Here is a 15,418-nt window from a genome sequence, read left to right as displayed (position 1 = left end):
TCAGAAAAGGAATTGTTATGTCTTTACGTCATCTGTGCTCGCCGCGTCTGAGTCTGTCACTGCTGTCTGCCACTTTACTGCTTGCCGGGACGTTCCAGGCGCATGCCGCCGAAGAGGTGCTGCGTAAAGCGGTGGGCAAAGGGGCGTATGAAATGGCCGTGAGCCAGCAGGAGAATGCGCTGTGGGTGGCGACCTCGCAAAGCCGCAAAACCGACAAGGGCGGGGTTGTTTACCGTCTTGATCCGGTCACGCTGGACGTGACGCAGGCGATTCACAGCGATCTGAAACCCTTTGGTGCCACTCTCGACAGCGCGACGCAAACCCTGTGGTTTGGCAACACCATCAACGGCGCGGTAACCGCGATTGATGCAAAAACGGGCGACGTAAAAGGACGTCTGGTGCTGGACGGGCGTCAACGCAGCGAAACCGTCAAACCGCTGCAGCCGCGCCAGCTGGTGGCGGATGACGCGAGCAACACGATTTACATCACCGGTGTCGGCAAAGAGAGCGTGATTTGGGTCGTGGATGGCGCAACGCTGAAGCTGAAAGAGACCATTGCCAATACTGGCACCTACAGCACCGGTCTGGCGCTGGATGCGCAGGCGAAACGTCTCTATACCACGAATGCGGACGGTGAACTGGTGACGATTGATACGGCCAGCAACAAGATTATCAGCCGTAAAAAAGTGCAGGACGACGGGAAAGAGCACTTCTATCTGAACCTGAGCCTCGACGCTGCCGGTCAGCGTGCGTTCCTGACTGATTCAAAACAGCCGGAAGTGCTGGTAGTGAGCCTGAAAGACGGCAGCGTGCTCGAGAAAATCACCGCGCCGGAATCCCTGGCGGTCCTGTTTAACCCGGCCCGCAACGAAGCCTACGTGACCCACCGTGAAGCCGGCAAGGTGAGCGTGATTGATGCGAAAACGTATAAGGTGACTAAAACGTTCGACACGCCGGTCTACCCGAACAGCCTGGCGCTTTCTGCCGATGGTAAAACGCTGTATGTGACGGTGAAACAAAAATCCACCCGCCAGCAGGAAGCCACCCAGCCTGACGATGTCATTCGTATCGCGCTGTAAGATAAAAAAAGGGAAGGCATTTGCCTTCCCTTTTTAATGCTTTCTGGATGCTTAACGCGAGGTTTCTTCCACCAGCGGTGCGTCGTGTTTTTCATCGTCGTGATGAATCGGCGCGGTGCTGTGGATCTCGTGAACGCGCTTACGCACGCCGAACCAGCCGGCAATCAGCAGTACCGCCAGCAGCGGAATCGTCGCGATGGTGTAGGTACCGTTCGGATAGTCGAACGCCATCAGCACCAGCACGCTGAACAGGAAGAGCAGGGTGAGCCAGGAGGTCACCGGTGCGCCCGGCATCTTGAAGCTCACATCAGCCGCTTTGCCTTCTTTAATCGCCTTGCGCAGACGCATCTGGCAGACCACGATAAAGCCCCAGGAAGCGATAATCCCCAGTGCAGCCACGTTCAGAACGATCTCAAATACGCGGGACGGCACCAGATAGTTCAGGAACACGCCAAAGACGTAAACCACCAGCGTGGCCAGAATCCCTGCATAGGGAACCTGCTGCTTGCTCATCTTCGACATGAACTTCGGCGCGGAACCGCCCATCGACATGGAGCGCAGGATACGACCGGTAGAGTAAAGGCCGGAGTTCAGGCTGGAGAGCGCCGCCGTCAGGACCACGATGTTCATGATGCTGCCCACGTAAGGCACGCCCAGCTTAGAGAAGAAGGTCACGAACGGACTCTGGCCCGCCTGATAGGCAGTCCATGGCAGCAGCAGAACCAGCAGCACCACGGAACCGACGTAGAACAGACCGATACGCCAGATCACGCTGTTGATGGCTTTTGGCACCATCGTCTGCGGATCTTTACATTCACCTGCCGCGGTGCCCACCAGTTCGATAGAGGCGAAGGCGAACACGACGCCCTGAACCAGTACCAGCGCAGGCAGCAGACCGTGCGGGAAGAATCCGCCGTTATCGGTTATCAGGTGGAAGCCGGTGGCATTGCCATCCAGCGGCTTACCGCTGCCGAGGAAGACGGTACCCACGACCAGGAACACCACGATGGCCAGCACTTTTACCAGCGCAAACCAGAACTCCATCTCCGCGAACCACTTCACGCCGATCATGTTCATGGTGCCGACAATCGCCAGCGCGCCAAGCGCAAAGACCCACTGCGGCACATCACCAAACGCGCCCCAGTAGTGCATATACAGCGCAACGGCGGTGATATCGACAATACCCGTCATCGCCCAGTTGACGAAGTACATCCAGCCCGCAACGTAGGCCGCTTTTTCACCGAGGAATTCACGGGCGTAAGAGACGAAGCTTCCGCTGGAAGGGCGATGCAGTACCAGTTCGCCCAGTGCACGAAGAATGAAGAAAGAGAAGATCCCGCACACCAGATAGACCAGGGCGAGAGCCGGGCCAGCCATCTGCAGGCGTGCACCAGCGCCTAAAAACAGACCCGTTCCGATAGCGCCGCCGATGGCGATCATTTGAACCTGACGGTTGCCCATCGCTTTGTGGTAGCCCTCTTCGTGAGAGTTCAACCAGCGACGTTTAGCAGCATGATGATCGGCTGCGCTTTTATTGCTTGTTTTCATTGAGTTACCTGTTTGCCTGTCTGAACCATTATCGTGATAGTCCTGCCTGGCAGAAAGCAATACAAACGATTGCTTCTGCGCAAACACATGTCGCCTTCCCAGTCATTCTGCGTATGGATAAGGCGAAACATGGCGAGGCATCCTACCTGCAATTCATAAGCGACGCAAAATATAACCGTGCCGAAAGTGATGCACGTCGAAGGAAATCGTGTGGTCAGAGCAGACGGGGATCACAACACGCTGAATCGTGATGAGTTTTTAGTCAAAACAATGGCGAGGTTGATTATTTAATCATCAGATTCTCTTAATTATTACCAGATGGTATAAATTTTTGCTGCTGCAGGGCATCGAGAAGTAACCTGAACGCGGTTGTGTGCTGCCGGCGGCTCGGATAATAGAGGTGGTATCCTTCAAACGTGGGGCACCACGATTCAAGGACCCTGACCAGCCGTCCCTGATTCAGAGCGTCCAGAACCGAGGACTCGGGCACGTAGGCTAATCCGAGACCATTCTCCGCGGCGTCGATGCGCTGCGACAGGTTATTCAGCGTAAGCTGTCCGTCAACCCGCACGCGAAGCTCGCGCCCGTCGCGCTCAAATTCCCAGTTATACAATCCCCCTCGGGTGGGCAGGCGGAGATTGATACAGCGGTGTTCACCCAGCTGCTCCGGCACGAGCGGCACGCCAAAACGAGCCAGGTAATCCGGGGAGCCGACGACCGCCATGCGCATGTCCGGCGCAATCCGCACCGCAATCATGTCTTTTGCCACCTGTTCACCCAGGCGAACCCCTGCGTCGAAGCGGCCATCTACGATATCTGTCAGGCCATTGTCGACCATCACTTCGACGTTAATGTCAGGATATTGCAGCATAAAAGCCTTCAGGACCGGCCAGAGCACGGCATCCATCGCGTGCTCGCCGGCGACGATGCGGATAGCGCCTGCGGGTTTGTCGCGGGTGCTGCGAAGCGCCGTGAGTTCCTGTTCGATCTCCAGCAGATGCGGGCTGAGGCGCGAAAAAAGCTGCTCACCCGCGGGTGTCGGAACCACGCTGCGGGTTGTGCGGGTTAACAGGCGAACGTCTAATCGCGCCTCAAGCTTGCGCATCGCATGGCTCAGTGCCGATTGCGAGACGCCCAGCTGCGCCGCTGCGCGCGTAAAGCTACGTTCGCGGGCCACCACCATAAAGGAGAGCAGATCGTTGAAATTATCTTTTAGCATCGCGGTTCTATTTATGAGTTTCAGTCATGTGTCCTATCTGATTATGCACCCTAATGCTGCCGAGTGCTTTGCGCTACTGTTAACGCAACAGTCAACGAGGAGCAAAAGATGAAAATTATCCGCAGCGGTTCAATACCTTCAGTACGAGGACCGGAAGCCTGGTTTACCGGGACTGTTCGGATTGACGCACCCTTTCAGGCGACCGAACCTGCCAGCGTCGGCGGGGCAACCGTAACCTTTGAGCCGGGCGCGCGCACGGCCTGGCATACGCATCCCCTGGGACAAACGCTGATTGTGACGCAGGGGCGCGGCTGGTTACAGGAGTGGGGCAAAGAGGCGGAAATCCTGAATCAGGGCGATATCGCCTGGATCCCACCCGGCGTGAAGCACTGGCACGGCGCAAATGCGCAAACGGCGATGACGCATCTTGCCATCGCCGAAGCGGTAAACGGCAGCCCGGTAACATGGCTGGAAAAAGTGACTGACGAGCAGTACCCGAACGGCTAACCGCCAAAAACTGCAATCGCGTGCTGCAGGCGCGTCGTCCGCTGCGTCAGGTGATTCGCGGCGTGAGTGACGTTATCCACCATCCCCGTATTGCTCTGGGTCATTGCGCCGATACGGGAGAGGGAGGCGTTGATCAGCGTCAGCGCCTGGGTTTGTTCCTGCGTGGCGTGGCCGATCTCCTTAATCAAGGTGGAAACCTGCAGAACATGGTCGATCATGACCGTCAGCTGTGATTCGGTTTGTACCACCTTCTCCACGCCAGCGTTGACGCTGGCAACGTTTTTCTCGATCAGCGCTTTGATCTCTTTCGCCGCCGTCGCGGAGTGCTGCGCAAGATTGCGCACCTCAGCCGCCACCACGGCAAAACCGCGCCCGGCTTCACCCGCGCGCGCCGCTTCCACGGCGGCATTCAGCGCAAGAATATTGGTCTGGAAGGCAATGCGATCGATAACGCTGATAATATCGACGATCTGGCCGTTATCCTGCGACACGGACTGCATCATACCGATGGTCTCTTTCATCATCGCTTCACCGCAGTGGGCGCTGTCGCTGGTGCGATCCGCCATCTGGATCGCTTCATTCGCGGTTTCTGCCGTCTGCTTCACCGCGCTGGCGATCTCTTCCACCGCAGATGCGGTTTGCTGCAGAAAGTCTGCGGTTTCTTCAGAGCGCGTTTGCAGCGCCGCACCTTCTTTCGCGACCTGCTGGCTGATGGTGCCAATCCCGCTGATTTGCGCCCCGACATCGTCAACCAGCGAATTCAGGTTCAAACCTGATTGATTCACCAGGCGCATCATCAGCCCGATGTCATCGATCCTGTCAAAATGGTAATAGTCCGTTTTACGTCCTGAAACCACGCGCTGCATCTGTTGAACAATAGATTTTACCGGCCGTGCGATCTGCGCGTGAAGATAACAGGCAAGGGCAGAAAAGAGCAGCGCCAGACTCCCCGACTGCACAAGTTTATCAGGGAAGAAATACACCGCCAGGCAGGAGAGTAACGCTGTCGTTGCAATACCAAGATGGATTCGTTTACAGGTGCTGAGACATTTAAAAAGCGACATAAAGGAAAATAAACCGCGTCGAACCAACAGTCCTTTATAAAAACGATAATGTTTTAATTCGTTATTACGCACTTTTGCATACAGTTTTTCACTGGCTGCGATCTCTTCCCGTGCGGGGATATTTCGCACCGAAATATAGCCCGTCAGGGATCCACCCTGCCAGACCGGCGTCACGTTGGCCCGCACCCAGTAGTGATCGCCATTATGACGACGGTTCTTCACCAGCCCTGTCCAGGTCTCGCCCTGCTGCAGGGTAAACCACATGTCGCCAAACGCTTCGGCAGGCATGTCGGGATGGCGGATGAGGTTATGCGGCTCACCCAGTAGATGTTCTTCTTTATATCCGCTGGCTTCAATAAAAGCGGAATTAGCATAGGTAATATGACTTTTTGTATCGGTGGTGGACATTAACGTCGAACCAGCGTTAAGTAAATACTCGTTTTGTGTAACGGGTGTGTTACGCCTCATGAGTAACTCCATGATGTTGTGCAAGAATAAAAAAACGTCCGGAAAGCACTCCGGCAAGATTAATGAGATTATTTTTATAACTGTCTGCTGCTTATTCTCTCTGAATTTTTGGCTGTCTGAAATACTCGCTACATATTATTTTTAAACGGTTAACGCTATCGAATGTAATAAAAATGAAAATATTTTCAGAGGCGTTTTTGGGAGACGCTTTAAATAAATGACATAAGCCAAACTGTAAGAGGGAGATCGCTTCCCGGGAAAAATTGTCATGCTGAAATAGCGTTTCGTTAACAGGATGAAAACGCTATAATTTGGTCTCATTTTCATAAATACAGGGAGGCTGAGGTGAAAATTAACGTCATAGGAACCAGCGGAAGTGGAAAAAGCACGCTGGCGAAGCGGATTGCGACCGAACTGGCTATTCCCTGTATCGAGATGGACAGACTCTACTGGCAGGCTGACTGGCAGGGCACGCCGGACGACGAGTTTCAGGCAAAGCTGGAGCAGGCGCTACAGGCGTCGCCAGACTGGGTGCTGGACGGTAACTACAACCGCACGCGGCCTGTGAAATGGCGCGATGTAGATGTGGTGGTGTGGGTGGATTATGGGTTTATCCGCACCCTCTGGCAGGCCGTCACGCGAGCAATAAAGCGGGCCTGGCATAAGCACGAGCTCTGGCCGGGAACGGGGAATAAAGAGAGTTTCCGGCGCGCGTTCTTCAGCAGAGAATCGATTATCATCTGGACGATGAAAACCTGGCGTAACAACCGCACGCGCTATGAAGCCGATCTGCAAAACCCGCAATATAGCCATATTCGCTTCGTCCGCATTACCCGTCGGGAGCAGGTGGAAACGCTGATTGCCTCCTTAAAGTCTTATTCTTAGCATGGTTTTATATATCTGTTTTCCGGCAAACTAAATGTAAATTAATTGTTTCTCAGTGGTGAAATGCGCCTTTAATAATGACGACATGTTAAGTCAAACGAGAACGCAACATGTCATGGCGAATCAGCATTCTGGATAAAAGCCCCATCGCTGAAAACGAAACGGCTGCCGATGCACTGGCGCGTACCCTGGCGCTGGCGCAGCAGGCAGAAAATCTGGGGTATCACCGCTTCTGGATTGCCGAACACCACAACACCCCACAGCTTGCCAGCCCTTCCCCGGAGCTGCTGATTGCCTGGATCCTCGGGCAAACCACGCGCATTCGCGTCGGGTCCGGCGGCGTAATGCTTCAGCACTATAGCCCCTATAAAGTCGCCGAGAATTTTAACGTGCTGGCCGCGCTGGCGCCTGGCCGCGTGGATCTCGGCGTCGGGAAAGCCCCCGGCGGATTACCGCTCTCAACCCGCGCGCTGCAGCAGGGCCTGAATCAACAGGAAAAGGGCAGCTTTGCCGAACAGCTGGCCCAGCTCGACCGCTGGATCCGTCCTGAGCATCACGCTATTGAAGAAGCCGTCCGCGCCACGCCGCTGCCGCCGCTGCCTGCTGAAGGTTTCCTGCTGGGCGCGAGTACCGAAAGCGCGTTGCTGGCCGCCAGGCTCGACTGGCACTTTGTATTTGCCGCACACCTGAACGGTGACCCGGATCTGCTGCGCGAGGTGGTATCGACCTGGCGTGAGAACAGCGCGCGGGACGTGATAGTGGCAGTACAGGCGATTGTCGCGCCGACGCAGGCCGAGGCAGACGCGCTGGCGCAGAAGGTCGAGGTGTGGGGCGTTGAGCTGGCAAACGGGCAGCGCGTCACCGTGGCCAGCGAAGAGCAGGCCTACGCCTTTGCACGCCAGGCGGGCAGCGAGCCGGTGCGCATTGCACGCCGGGCGCAGTCGCTGCTGGCGGGCACCGCTGAGTCGGTAGTGGAACAGCTCAACGCGCTGCATCAGCAGTGGGGCATTGACGAATTTATCATCGACACGCCGGTAGCGGAGGGAGCAACGCGCGTCGCGTCGCTGCGCCTGCTGGCCGAGGCGCGTCTTAACAGGGAGGTCACCGTATGAGCTTTGGCGAACAGCTGATTGCCTGGCGTCGCGAACTGCACCAGAACCCGGAGCTCTCCGGCCAGGAAGTGGAGACCACGACGCGCCTGCGCCAGTGGCTGACGAATGCCGGGATTACCCCGCAGCCTTACGACCTGTCTACCGGGCTGGTGGCGGAAATCGGCTCGGGCAGCAAACTGATTGCGCTGCGGGCGGATATTGATGCCCTGCCGATTGAAGAGCGCAGCGGCGTGCCGTTTAGCTCGCAGCGTGCAGGCGTAATGCATGCCTGCGGACACGATATCCACACCAGCGTCATCCTCGGCGCCGCGTTAAAGCTGAAAGAGCGAGAGGCCTCGCTTAACGGCCGGGTGCGGATCCTGTTTCAGCCTGCCGAAGAGAACTTCGGCGGTGCGAAGAGCATGGTGCGCGCCGGTGCCTTACGCGATGTCAGCGCGATTTTCGGTATGCACAACGAGCCCGGCCTGCCGGTCGGTGAGTTCGCTACCCGAGGCGGTCCGTTCTATGCCAACGTCGACCGCTTTGTGATCCGCATTACCGGTAAGGGCGCGCACGCCGCACGTCCGCATGAAGGCAACGACGCCATTGTGCTGGCGAGCCAGCTGGTGACGGCGCTGCAAAGCGTCGCCAGCCGCAACGTCAACACGCTGGATTCGGTGGTGCTGAGCGTGACGCGCATTGCAGGCGGTAACACCTGGAACGTGCTGCCGGAAAGCGTCGAGCTGGAAGGCACGCTGCGCACCCATCGCACGGAAGTGCAGCAGAATGTGAAAGCCCGCGTGGGCGAAATCGCTGCCGGGTTTGCCAGCGCCTTCAGCGCGCAGATTGATATCACCTGGTATGCCGGGCCCACCGCGCTGGTGAATGACGAACGCTGGGCCGATTTCGCCACCTCGGTCGCCAGGGACGCCGGATACGAAACCCGGCACGCCGAGTTGCATATGGGCGGGGAAGATTTTGCGGTCTATCTGCAGCAGATCCCGGGGGCGTTTGTCAGCATCGGCAGCAACAGCCCGTACGGTTTACATCATCCGGCATTTAATCCGGATGAAGCCTTAATTGAGCCCGCTGCCCGCTATTTTGCACAGCTTGCGGAAAAAGCCCTGCAACACGTTTAATTCTTAAGAGGTGATTATGTCTGCACATCGTCAACTGCGGCTGGGGACCATTTTGCATGGTGCATCCGGAAATATGTCCGCCTGGCGTCACCCTGAGGCCGTCGCCGATGCCAGTATCAATTTTGATTTCGTCAAAGCGACGGCGTTAAAGGCGGAGGAGGGCAAACTCGATTTTTTATTCGTTGCCGACGGTCTCTATATAAACGAGAAATCCATCCCGCATTTTTTAAATCGCTTTGAACCGCTGACGGTGTTATCTGCTCTCGCCAGCATCACCTCGCGCCTGGGGCTGGTGGGAACCTTATCCACCTCCTACAGCGAACCCTTCACCACGGCGCGCCAGTTCGCCAGCCTCGACCACCTCAGCAACGGACGCGCGGGCTGGAACGTGGTGACCTCGCCGCTGGAAGGGTCGGCGAAGAACTTTTCCCGCGAAAAACACCCCGAGCATGCGCTGCGCTACCGGATTGCGGATGAGTATCTCGACGTGGTGAAAGGGCTGTGGGATTCCTGGGAGGGTGATGCGTTCGTACGTAATAAAGAGAGCGGGCAATTCTTTGACGCGTCAAAGCTTCACACCCTGGATCATCACGGTGATTTCTTCCAGGTCGCCGGGCCGCTGAATATTGGCCGCACCCCGCAGGGGCGTCCGATTGTCTTTCAGGCCGGGGCGTCGGACGACGGGAAAAAGCTGGCGGCGAAACATGCCGACGCCATTTTCACCCACCACGAGACGCTCGATGAGGCAAAAGCCTTTTACCGCGACGTGAAGCAGCAGCTGGAAACAAACGGTCGCCGCGCGTCTGACTTGCATATATTCCAGGGCGTCAGCGTGATTGTGGGTAGCGATGCCGAAGACGTGGAAAACCAGTACCAGACCACGGCGGCGCTGGTGTCGATTAACGATGCCCTCAATTACCTCGGGCGTTATTTTGAACATCACGATTTCAGCCAGTATCCGCTCGACGAGCCGTTCCCGGATATCGGCGATTTAGGCAAAAACAGCTTCCGCAGTACCACCGATGAAATTAAGCGTAACGCCCGCGAGCGCAGCTTAACCCTGCGTCAGGTAGCCCTTGAAGCTGCATCACCGCGCCCGCGCTTTTCCGGCACGCCGGAAGAGGTGGCTGACGGTCTGCAGACCTGGTTTGAAGGCTATGCCGCTGACGGCTTCATCATTCAGGGCGGTACGCCGGATACCTTCCCGCGCTTTGTTGACCAGGTGGTGCCCATTCTTCAGGCCCGCGGCCTGTTCCGTACCGACTATCCGGGCACCACGCTGCGCGAAAGCCTGGGTTTAGACCAACCGAAAAACCAGTTCACACAACAATAAAAGAGAACCCCGCTATGCAGAAATCATCGCTTATTCTGGCGCTCGCGCTGGCCTTTACCCCTGCCGTCTGGGCAGAGAATGTGAATATTAACGGCACCGGCGTGAGCATCGAGGCCAATAAAACGCCGGTTAACACTGCCAAAAACAATGATGCGGTGGCACAGCTGCCGAAAGACTATCGCTTTGCCGTGCCGGGGAAATTTACCGTGGCGGTTGCGGGGCTCAATCAACCGCCGCTGACGGTCTTCTCCGACGACAACAAAACGCTGCTGGGGAGCGAGGTTGACGTCGCCCGTCTGGTCGCCGACAGCCTCGGGCTGGAGCTGAACGTGGTGCCCACCTCCTGGGAAGACTGGCCGCTGGGCGTGGCCTCCGGGAAATACGATGCCGCCATCAGCAACATCACCGTCACTAAAGAGCGCAAACAGAAGTTTGATTTTGCCACCTACCGAAAAGATTCCCTCGGGTTCTACGTGAAATCAACCAGCCCGATCAAGTCGCTTGAGAAGGCTGAGGACATCGCCGGGCTGAGGATTATCGTCGGCTCCGGCACCAACCAGGAGGCCATTCTGCTCGCATGGAATGCCGAAAACCTGAAGAAGGGGCTGAAGCCCTTTACCCCGATCTACACCAAAGACGATGCGGCCCAAACCCTGGCGCTGCAGTCCGGGCGCGCGGATGCCTACTTCGGTCCGAACGTGATTGGCGCCTGGAAAGCGGCGCTGAACGGGAAAACCAAACTGGTGGGCAGCGTCGACGGCGGCTGGCCGAAGGCGGCGCACATCGCGGTGACGCTGAAAAAAGGCAGCGGACTGGTTGAGCCGGTGCAAACCGCGCTGAACGGCGTCATCAAAAACGGCGATTACGACAAAGTGCTCAACCGCTGGGGGGAAGGGGTTGAGCGCATTCCTCAGTCCGAAGTGAACCCGGCTGGCCTGGGCGATTAAGGAGGCGTGATGAGCGAACGATTTCGTGATGTATCACCGGAAGATGCCGAACTTCAGCCCATTATCGAGGGGCTGTTCGGTGAATATGCCGCCCGCTACGGGGACTACTTCTCTAAAGACGCGGAAGTGGAGCTCACCGAGTGGTATTTAGCGCCGCAGGGGTTGTTTATCGTCCTGGAGCGCGACGGGAAGATTATCGCCACCGGCGCGTACAAACCGTTCGACGAACGCACCGCGGAAATCAAACGCATCTGGACGGACAAAACCCTGCGTCAGCAGGGGCTTGCCGGGCGCGTGGTGCAGGAGCTGGAGCGCAGGGCGGTGCTGGCAGGGTACAGTCAGATCTACCTGACAACCGGCTTTCGTCAGCCGGAGGCGGTCAGGCTCTATCTTAGCCAGGGCTATCAGCCGCAGTTCGATCTGAACCGCGATCCGGAAGAGTACAGCCAGCCGCCGTTTGACGGTCGGCTGCGTTTCACCAAAACGCTGGTACGTGAAGCGTTCAGTAAAACCGCATGAGGAACGACGATGAGCAACGTTGAAACCATTAAGGTGGTCCCGGCGCGTTATCCGCTGCGGGCCGTCGGCGCCGCGGTGGCGCTGTTTGTCCTGGCGGTCGTGATTCAGTCCGTGGCCTTTAACCCGCGCTGGGAGTGGGCGGTGTTCGCCCGCTGGTTCTTCGACCCGGTGATCCTCGAAGGTGTCGGACAGACCCTGCTGCTGACGCTGATCGGCACCGCGCTGAGCGTGGTGTTTGGCGGCATGCTGGCCCTGGCGAAACTCTCTTCATCCTGGCTGCTCAGCAGCCTGGCGTGGGCGTACATCTGGCTGTTTCGGTCGCTGCCGCTGATTGTGGTGCTGATCATTCTGTACAACTTTTCATATCTCTACGACACGCTCTCGCTCGGCGTGCCTTTCACCGGCATCACCTGGGGCAGCTTTGAAACCATCAACGTGCTGGGGCAATTTTCTACCGCCGTGGTGGGGCTAACCCTGGTGCAGAGCGCCTATACCGCCGAGATCATTCGCGGGGGCTTCCTCGGGGTCGATCACGGCCAGTATGAGGCCGCCGCCGCGCTCGGCCTGCCGGCCTGGCGCCGCACGGTGCGCATCATTTTGCCTCAGGCGCTGCGCACCATTCTGCCGTCGGGGTTCAATGAAATCATCAGCCTCGCCAAGGGCACGGCGATGGTGTACGTCCTGGCGATGCCGGAGCTGTTTTATACCATCCAGATGATCTACAACCGCACGCAGGAGGTGATCCCGCTGCTGATGGTCGGTGCCGCCTGGTACCTGGCGATCACCACCGTCCTGTCCGCTATCCAGTACGGTGTTGAACGCGCACTTGCCCGCAGCGAACGCCGCTCTGCCGTTAATCAGAACCGTGCCGCTCGTCGTACCCGTTCTGTCACCACCACGCCAGCACAGGAGCCTATCCATGCAAGCCTCTCCTGAAGGACATATTTCGATTACCGGCGTCAGCAAATTTTTTGGCCGCCATAAGGCGCTCGACAACGTTTCGCTTGAGATCCCGCCCGGGTCCGTGACGGTCATTCTCGGGCCGTCCGGGTCAGGCAAATCAACCTTGCTGCGCACCATTAATCACCTGGAGCGCGTCGATGAAGGCTTTATTCAGATCGACGGGGATTACATTGGCTACCGTCGTCAGGGAGACAGGCTCTACGAGCTGAAGGAGAAGGAGATCCTCAAACAGCGCGTCAACGTGGGCTATGTGTTCCAGAACTTCAATCTCTTTCCGCATCTCACGGTGCTGGAAAACCTGATTGAGGCGCCCATCGCGCATAAAAAGCTCAGCAAAAAAGAGGCGGTAGAAAGGGCGTACAGCCTGCTGGACGTGGTCGGGCTGCGGGATAAAGCCGATGCCTGGTCGCGGCATCTCTCCGGCGGGCAACAGCAGCGTATTGCCATTGCCCGTGCGCTGGCGTTACGTCCTCGCGTGATGCTGTTTGATGAACCCACCTCGGCGCTGGATCCGGAGCTGGTAGGGGAAGTGCTGGACGTAATCAAAAAACTGGCCCGGTCCGGGACTACGCTGGTGGTGGTCACTCACGAGATCGGCTTTGCCCGGGAAGTGGCGGATCAGGTGGTATTTATGGTCGACGGAAAAATTGTCGAGCAGGGAAGCAGTGACGAGGTATTAAACCGTCCGTCACATGCGCGAACGCGCCAGTTTCTCTCCAAAGTCTTATAAGGAGTGCCAATGAAATACGGACTTCTGGCGGGGCTGGTCTTCACGACGGCGAGCCACGCCAGCATCGATCTGAAAGCCAACGAGCAGTCGCTGCCGGTGACGGTGGATCGTCAGGCCGTGGCAAAGATCCCCGCCAGTTACAAATTCGTGGAGCCGGGTACGCTGACGGTCGCCGTCTCAATGCTGAACTCCCCGCCGCTGGCGCTGCTGGCCAGCGATAACCGTACGCGCATTGGCAGCGACCCGGATATCGCCCGCCTGCTGGCGGGCAGCCTGGGGCTGAAGCTGAAGCTGGTGCCGACGGCGTGGGAAGACTGGCCGCTGGGGATCGCCTCAGGGCGCTACGACGTGGCGCTGGTGAACATTGCGGTGACCGAACAGCGTAAAGAGAAGTTTGATTTTGCGACCTACCGCGTCGACTCGCTGGCGTTTTCGGTGAAATCCACGAGCGAGATCCAGTCAATCAAAAGCGCGGAAGATCTGGCCGGGAAAAGGGTGATTGTCGGCTCCGGTACGAATCAGGAACGCATTCTGCTGGGCTGGAACGAAGAGAACAAAAAGGCGGGGCGCGAGCCTGCGCTGCCGGTTTATCTCCACGATGATGCCTCGGGCAATCTCTATATCCAGTCCGGAAGGGCGGATGTGTTCTTCGGGCCGCAGTCGGTTTCAGCCTATAAAGCGGCGCTCACAGGTAAAACCCGCGTGGTCGGTTTAGGGCCGAAAAAAGCCTATGTCGCGACCACGACCAAAAAAGGCAATGAGCTGGTGTACGCGTTACAGGCGGCGCTGGACGGCGCGATCAAGCGGGGAGATTACCAGAAGGTGCTGGCGCGCTGGGGCGAACAGGGCGAAGCGGTGGCACAGTCGGAGGTCAACCCGCCTGGGATAACCTACTAATGGTGCTCTACACTTAGGATTTTCACTCCTGAGGGGGCAACATGATTAAACTCTATGGCGTACCCGGCTGGGGCTCGGCGATCGGTGAAGTGATGCTGACCCTGGCTGATATCCCTTATCAATTTATCAACGTGGACGGGTTTGACCAGCCCGGCCCGCAGCGTGAGCTCCTGCAAAAGCTCAACCCGCTGTGTCAGGTGCCGACGCTGGCGCTGGAAAATGGTGCCATCATGACCGAAACGGCGGCGATTGCCCTGATGGTGCTCGACAGATGTCCCGACCTTGCTCCGCCCGTGGGGCAGGCCGAACGCCAGCAGTTTCAGCGTCTGCTGATCTGGTTTGTGGCCAACGTCTATCCCACATTTACGTATGCAGACTATCCCGAACGCTGGGTGCCGGATGCGCCGGAACAGCTGCAGAAAAACTGCATCGAATACCGGAAATCCCTCTATTTGTGGTTCGAAAGTCAGCTTAAGGCCGCCCCGTTTGCGCTGGGGGAAAGGCTGACGCTGCTGGATGTGTATATTGCGGTGGCGCGCACCTGGGGGCCTCGTCACGCCTGGTTTGCCGAAAACACCCCTAAATTCACGGCAATTGCGGACACCGTATGTCAGCTACCGGAACTGCACAAGGTGTTAAAGGCAAACAATATTATCTGATAACGTGTAACCCACATTCACAACCGGAAGCCTGCACATGCCACACGTAGATATCAAATGTTTTCCCCGTGATTTGAACGACGAACAAAAAACGGCCCTGGCGGCGGATATTGCCGACGTGATTATTCGCCATTTCAACAGCAAAGACAGTTCCGTGTCGGTGGCGTTGAACCAGATCGCGCCTGAAGACTGGAAGGCGCAGGTCTGGGATACCGAAATTGGACCGAAGCTGGAGGAGCTTATTAAGAAGCCCGGGTATTCGATGTAAGATCTTTGCCGGGGAGCGAATAAGTCCTCCCCGGCTTGTTTTCCCGTTTTTCGCAAAAATCGATAAAAATGCGTTTTGTCTTATCCGCTACACTTAACGTTT

General features: G+C 57.3%; 14 protein-coding genes and 1 pseudogene. 12 read left to right on the top strand and 3 right to left on the bottom strand.

Annotated elements, in window-relative coordinates:
- The first annotated feature begins 17 nt into the window (after window positions 1-17).
- On the top strand, window positions 18-1,079 hold the full coding sequence (yncE, locus tag OTG14_RS08125) for a 7-bladed beta-propeller protein YncE (RefSeq protein ID WP_267214895.1): 1,062 nt from the start codon (window positions 18-20) through the stop codon (window positions 1,077-1,079).
- Window positions 1,080-1,130: 51 nt separating this feature from the next.
- On the opposite strand, the gene ansP is transcribed toward yncE, so the two are convergent.
- Both ansP and OTG14_RS08115 read right to left on the bottom strand, forming a co-directional pair.
- Window positions 1,131-2,627, bottom strand: coding sequence for an L-asparagine permease (gene ansP, locus OTG14_RS08120; RefSeq protein WP_267214894.1), 1,497 nt, complete (start codon window positions 2,625-2,627; stop codon window positions 1,131-1,133).
- A gap of 304 nt (window positions 2,628-2,931) precedes the next feature.
- On the bottom strand, window positions 2,932-3,846 hold the full coding sequence (locus OTG14_RS08115) for a LysR family transcriptional regulator (RefSeq protein ID WP_157189251.1): 915 nt from the start codon (window positions 3,844-3,846) through the stop codon (window positions 2,932-2,934).
- Window positions 3,847-3,954: 108 nt separating this feature from the next.
- Here OTG14_RS08115 and OTG14_RS08110 point away from each other — a divergent pair, with 108 nt between their 5' ends.
- Window positions 3,955-4,353: a (R)-mandelonitrile lyase gene (locus OTG14_RS08110; protein ID WP_024909649.1), complete on the top strand. Its 399-nt coding sequence runs from the start codon at window positions 3,955-3,957 to the stop codon at window positions 4,351-4,353.
- On the opposite strand, the gene OTG14_RS08105 is transcribed toward OTG14_RS08110, so the two are convergent.
- Window positions 4,350-5,885 carry a methyl-accepting chemotaxis protein gene (locus tag OTG14_RS08105; protein WP_267214893.1) on the bottom strand — a complete coding sequence of 512 codons (1,536 nt, stop codon included), beginning with the start codon at window positions 5,883-5,885 and terminating at the stop codon, window positions 4,350-4,352. The genes OTG14_RS08110 and OTG14_RS08105 overlap by 4 nt on opposite strands.
- A 345-nt stretch (window positions 5,886-6,230) precedes the next feature.
- Between OTG14_RS08105 and OTG14_RS08100 the strand changes: the two genes are divergently transcribed.
- The 10 genes and pseudogenes from OTG14_RS08100 (at window position 6,231) to pptA (ending at window position 15,316) form a co-directional block, all read left to right on the top strand.
- A complete protein-coding gene (locus tag OTG14_RS08100) occupies window positions 6,231-6,770 on the top strand; it encodes an AAA family ATPase (protein ID WP_267214892.1) in 540 nt (179 codons plus the stop codon).
- A gap of 110 nt (window positions 6,771-6,880) precedes the next feature.
- Window positions 6,881-7,882, top strand: coding sequence for an LLM class flavin-dependent oxidoreductase (locus OTG14_RS08095; RefSeq protein WP_048992004.1), 1,002 nt, complete (start codon window positions 6,881-6,883; stop codon window positions 7,880-7,882).
- Complete coding sequence (locus OTG14_RS08090) at window positions 7,879-9,000, top strand: M20 peptidase aminoacylase family protein (RefSeq protein WP_032647454.1); 1,122 nt, start codon at window positions 7,879-7,881, stop codon at window positions 8,998-9,000. The genes OTG14_RS08095 and OTG14_RS08090 overlap by 4 nt, the downstream gene beginning before the upstream one ends.
- A 16-nt stretch (window positions 9,001-9,016) precedes the next feature.
- Window positions 9,017-11,280 (top strand): annotated as a pseudogene (locus OTG14_RS08085) (NtaA/DmoA family FMN-dependent monooxygenase).
- Window positions 11,281-11,289: 9 nt separating this feature from the next.
- On the top strand, window positions 11,290-11,799 hold the full coding sequence (locus OTG14_RS08080; RefSeq protein WP_008501765.1) for a GNAT family N-acetyltransferase: 510 nt from the start codon (window positions 11,290-11,292) through the stop codon (window positions 11,797-11,799).
- Window positions 11,800-11,808: 9 nt separating this feature from the next.
- Complete coding sequence (locus OTG14_RS08075) at window positions 11,809-12,735, top strand: amino acid ABC transporter permease (protein WP_267214891.1); 927 nt, start codon at window positions 11,809-11,811, stop codon at window positions 12,733-12,735.
- Window positions 12,719-13,492 carry an amino acid ABC transporter ATP-binding protein gene (locus OTG14_RS08070; RefSeq protein WP_024909602.1) on the top strand — a complete coding sequence of 258 codons (774 nt, stop codon included), beginning with the start codon at window positions 12,719-12,721 and terminating at the stop codon, window positions 13,490-13,492. Before OTG14_RS08075 ends, OTG14_RS08070 begins: the two co-directional genes overlap by 17 nt.
- Before the next feature lie 9 nt (window positions 13,493-13,501).
- Window positions 13,502-14,389: an ABC transporter substrate-binding protein gene (locus OTG14_RS08065; RefSeq protein ID WP_267214890.1), complete on the top strand. Its 888-nt coding sequence runs from the start codon at window positions 13,502-13,504 to the stop codon at window positions 14,387-14,389.
- A 41-nt stretch (window positions 14,390-14,430) separates the two neighbouring features.
- On the top strand, window positions 14,431-15,048 hold the full coding sequence (locus tag OTG14_RS08060; RefSeq protein ID WP_267214889.1) for a glutathione S-transferase family protein: 618 nt from the start codon (window positions 14,431-14,433) through the stop codon (window positions 15,046-15,048).
- Window positions 15,049-15,085: 37 nt separating this feature from the next.
- Window positions 15,086-15,316, top strand: coding sequence for a tautomerase PptA (gene pptA / locus OTG14_RS08055; RefSeq protein ID WP_024909599.1), 231 nt, complete (start codon window positions 15,086-15,088; stop codon window positions 15,314-15,316).
- Window positions 15,317-15,418: the final 102 nt, after the last annotated feature.

Source organism: Enterobacter pseudoroggenkampii (assembly GCF_026420145.1).
GTDB classification, from domain to species: Bacteria; Pseudomonadota; Gammaproteobacteria; order Enterobacterales; family Enterobacteriaceae; genus Enterobacter; species Enterobacter pseudoroggenkampii.
The sequence above is the reverse complement of the archived record's forward strand: the minus strand, read 5'-3'. Positions and strand labels throughout refer to the sequence as shown.

What these genes read in the sequence shown, in the direction of transcription:
- yncE (WP_267214895.1), top strand. Translation starts at nt 18, where the DNA reads ATGTCTTTACGTCATCTGTGCTCGCCGCGTCTGAGTCTGTCACTGCTG.
- ansP (WP_267214894.1), bottom strand. Translation starts at nt 2,627, where the DNA reads ATGAAAACAAGCAATAAAAGCGCAGCCGATCATCATGCTGCTAAACGT.
- OTG14_RS08115 (WP_157189251.1), bottom strand. Translation starts at nt 3,846, where the DNA reads ATGCTAAAAGATAATTTCAACGATCTGCTCTCCTTTATGGTGGTGGCC.
- OTG14_RS08110 (WP_024909649.1), top strand. Translation starts at nt 3,955, where the DNA reads ATGAAAATTATCCGCAGCGGTTCAATACCTTCAGTACGAGGACCGGAA.
- OTG14_RS08105 (WP_267214893.1), bottom strand. Translation starts at nt 5,885, where the DNA reads ATGAGGCGTAACACACCCGTTACACAAAACGAGTATTTACTTAACGCT.
- OTG14_RS08095 (WP_048992004.1), top strand. Translation starts at nt 6,881, where the DNA reads ATGTCATGGCGAATCAGCATTCTGGATAAAAGCCCCATCGCTGAAAAC.
- OTG14_RS08090 (WP_032647454.1), top strand. Translation starts at nt 7,879, where the DNA reads ATGAGCTTTGGCGAACAGCTGATTGCCTGGCGTCGCGAACTGCACCAG.
- OTG14_RS08080 (WP_008501765.1), top strand. Translation starts at nt 11,290, where the DNA reads ATGAGCGAACGATTTCGTGATGTATCACCGGAAGATGCCGAACTTCAG.
- OTG14_RS08075 (WP_267214891.1), top strand. Translation starts at nt 11,809, where the DNA reads ATGAGCAACGTTGAAACCATTAAGGTGGTCCCGGCGCGTTATCCGCTG.
- OTG14_RS08070 (WP_024909602.1), top strand. Translation starts at nt 12,719, where the DNA reads ATGCAAGCCTCTCCTGAAGGACATATTTCGATTACCGGCGTCAGCAAA.
- OTG14_RS08065 (WP_267214890.1), top strand. Translation starts at nt 13,502, where the DNA reads ATGAAATACGGACTTCTGGCGGGGCTGGTCTTCACGACGGCGAGCCAC.
- OTG14_RS08060 (WP_267214889.1), top strand. Translation starts at nt 14,431, where the DNA reads ATGATTAAACTCTATGGCGTACCCGGCTGGGGCTCGGCGATCGGTGAA.
- pptA (WP_024909599.1), top strand. Translation starts at nt 15,086, where the DNA reads ATGCCACACGTAGATATCAAATGTTTTCCCCGTGATTTGAACGACGAA.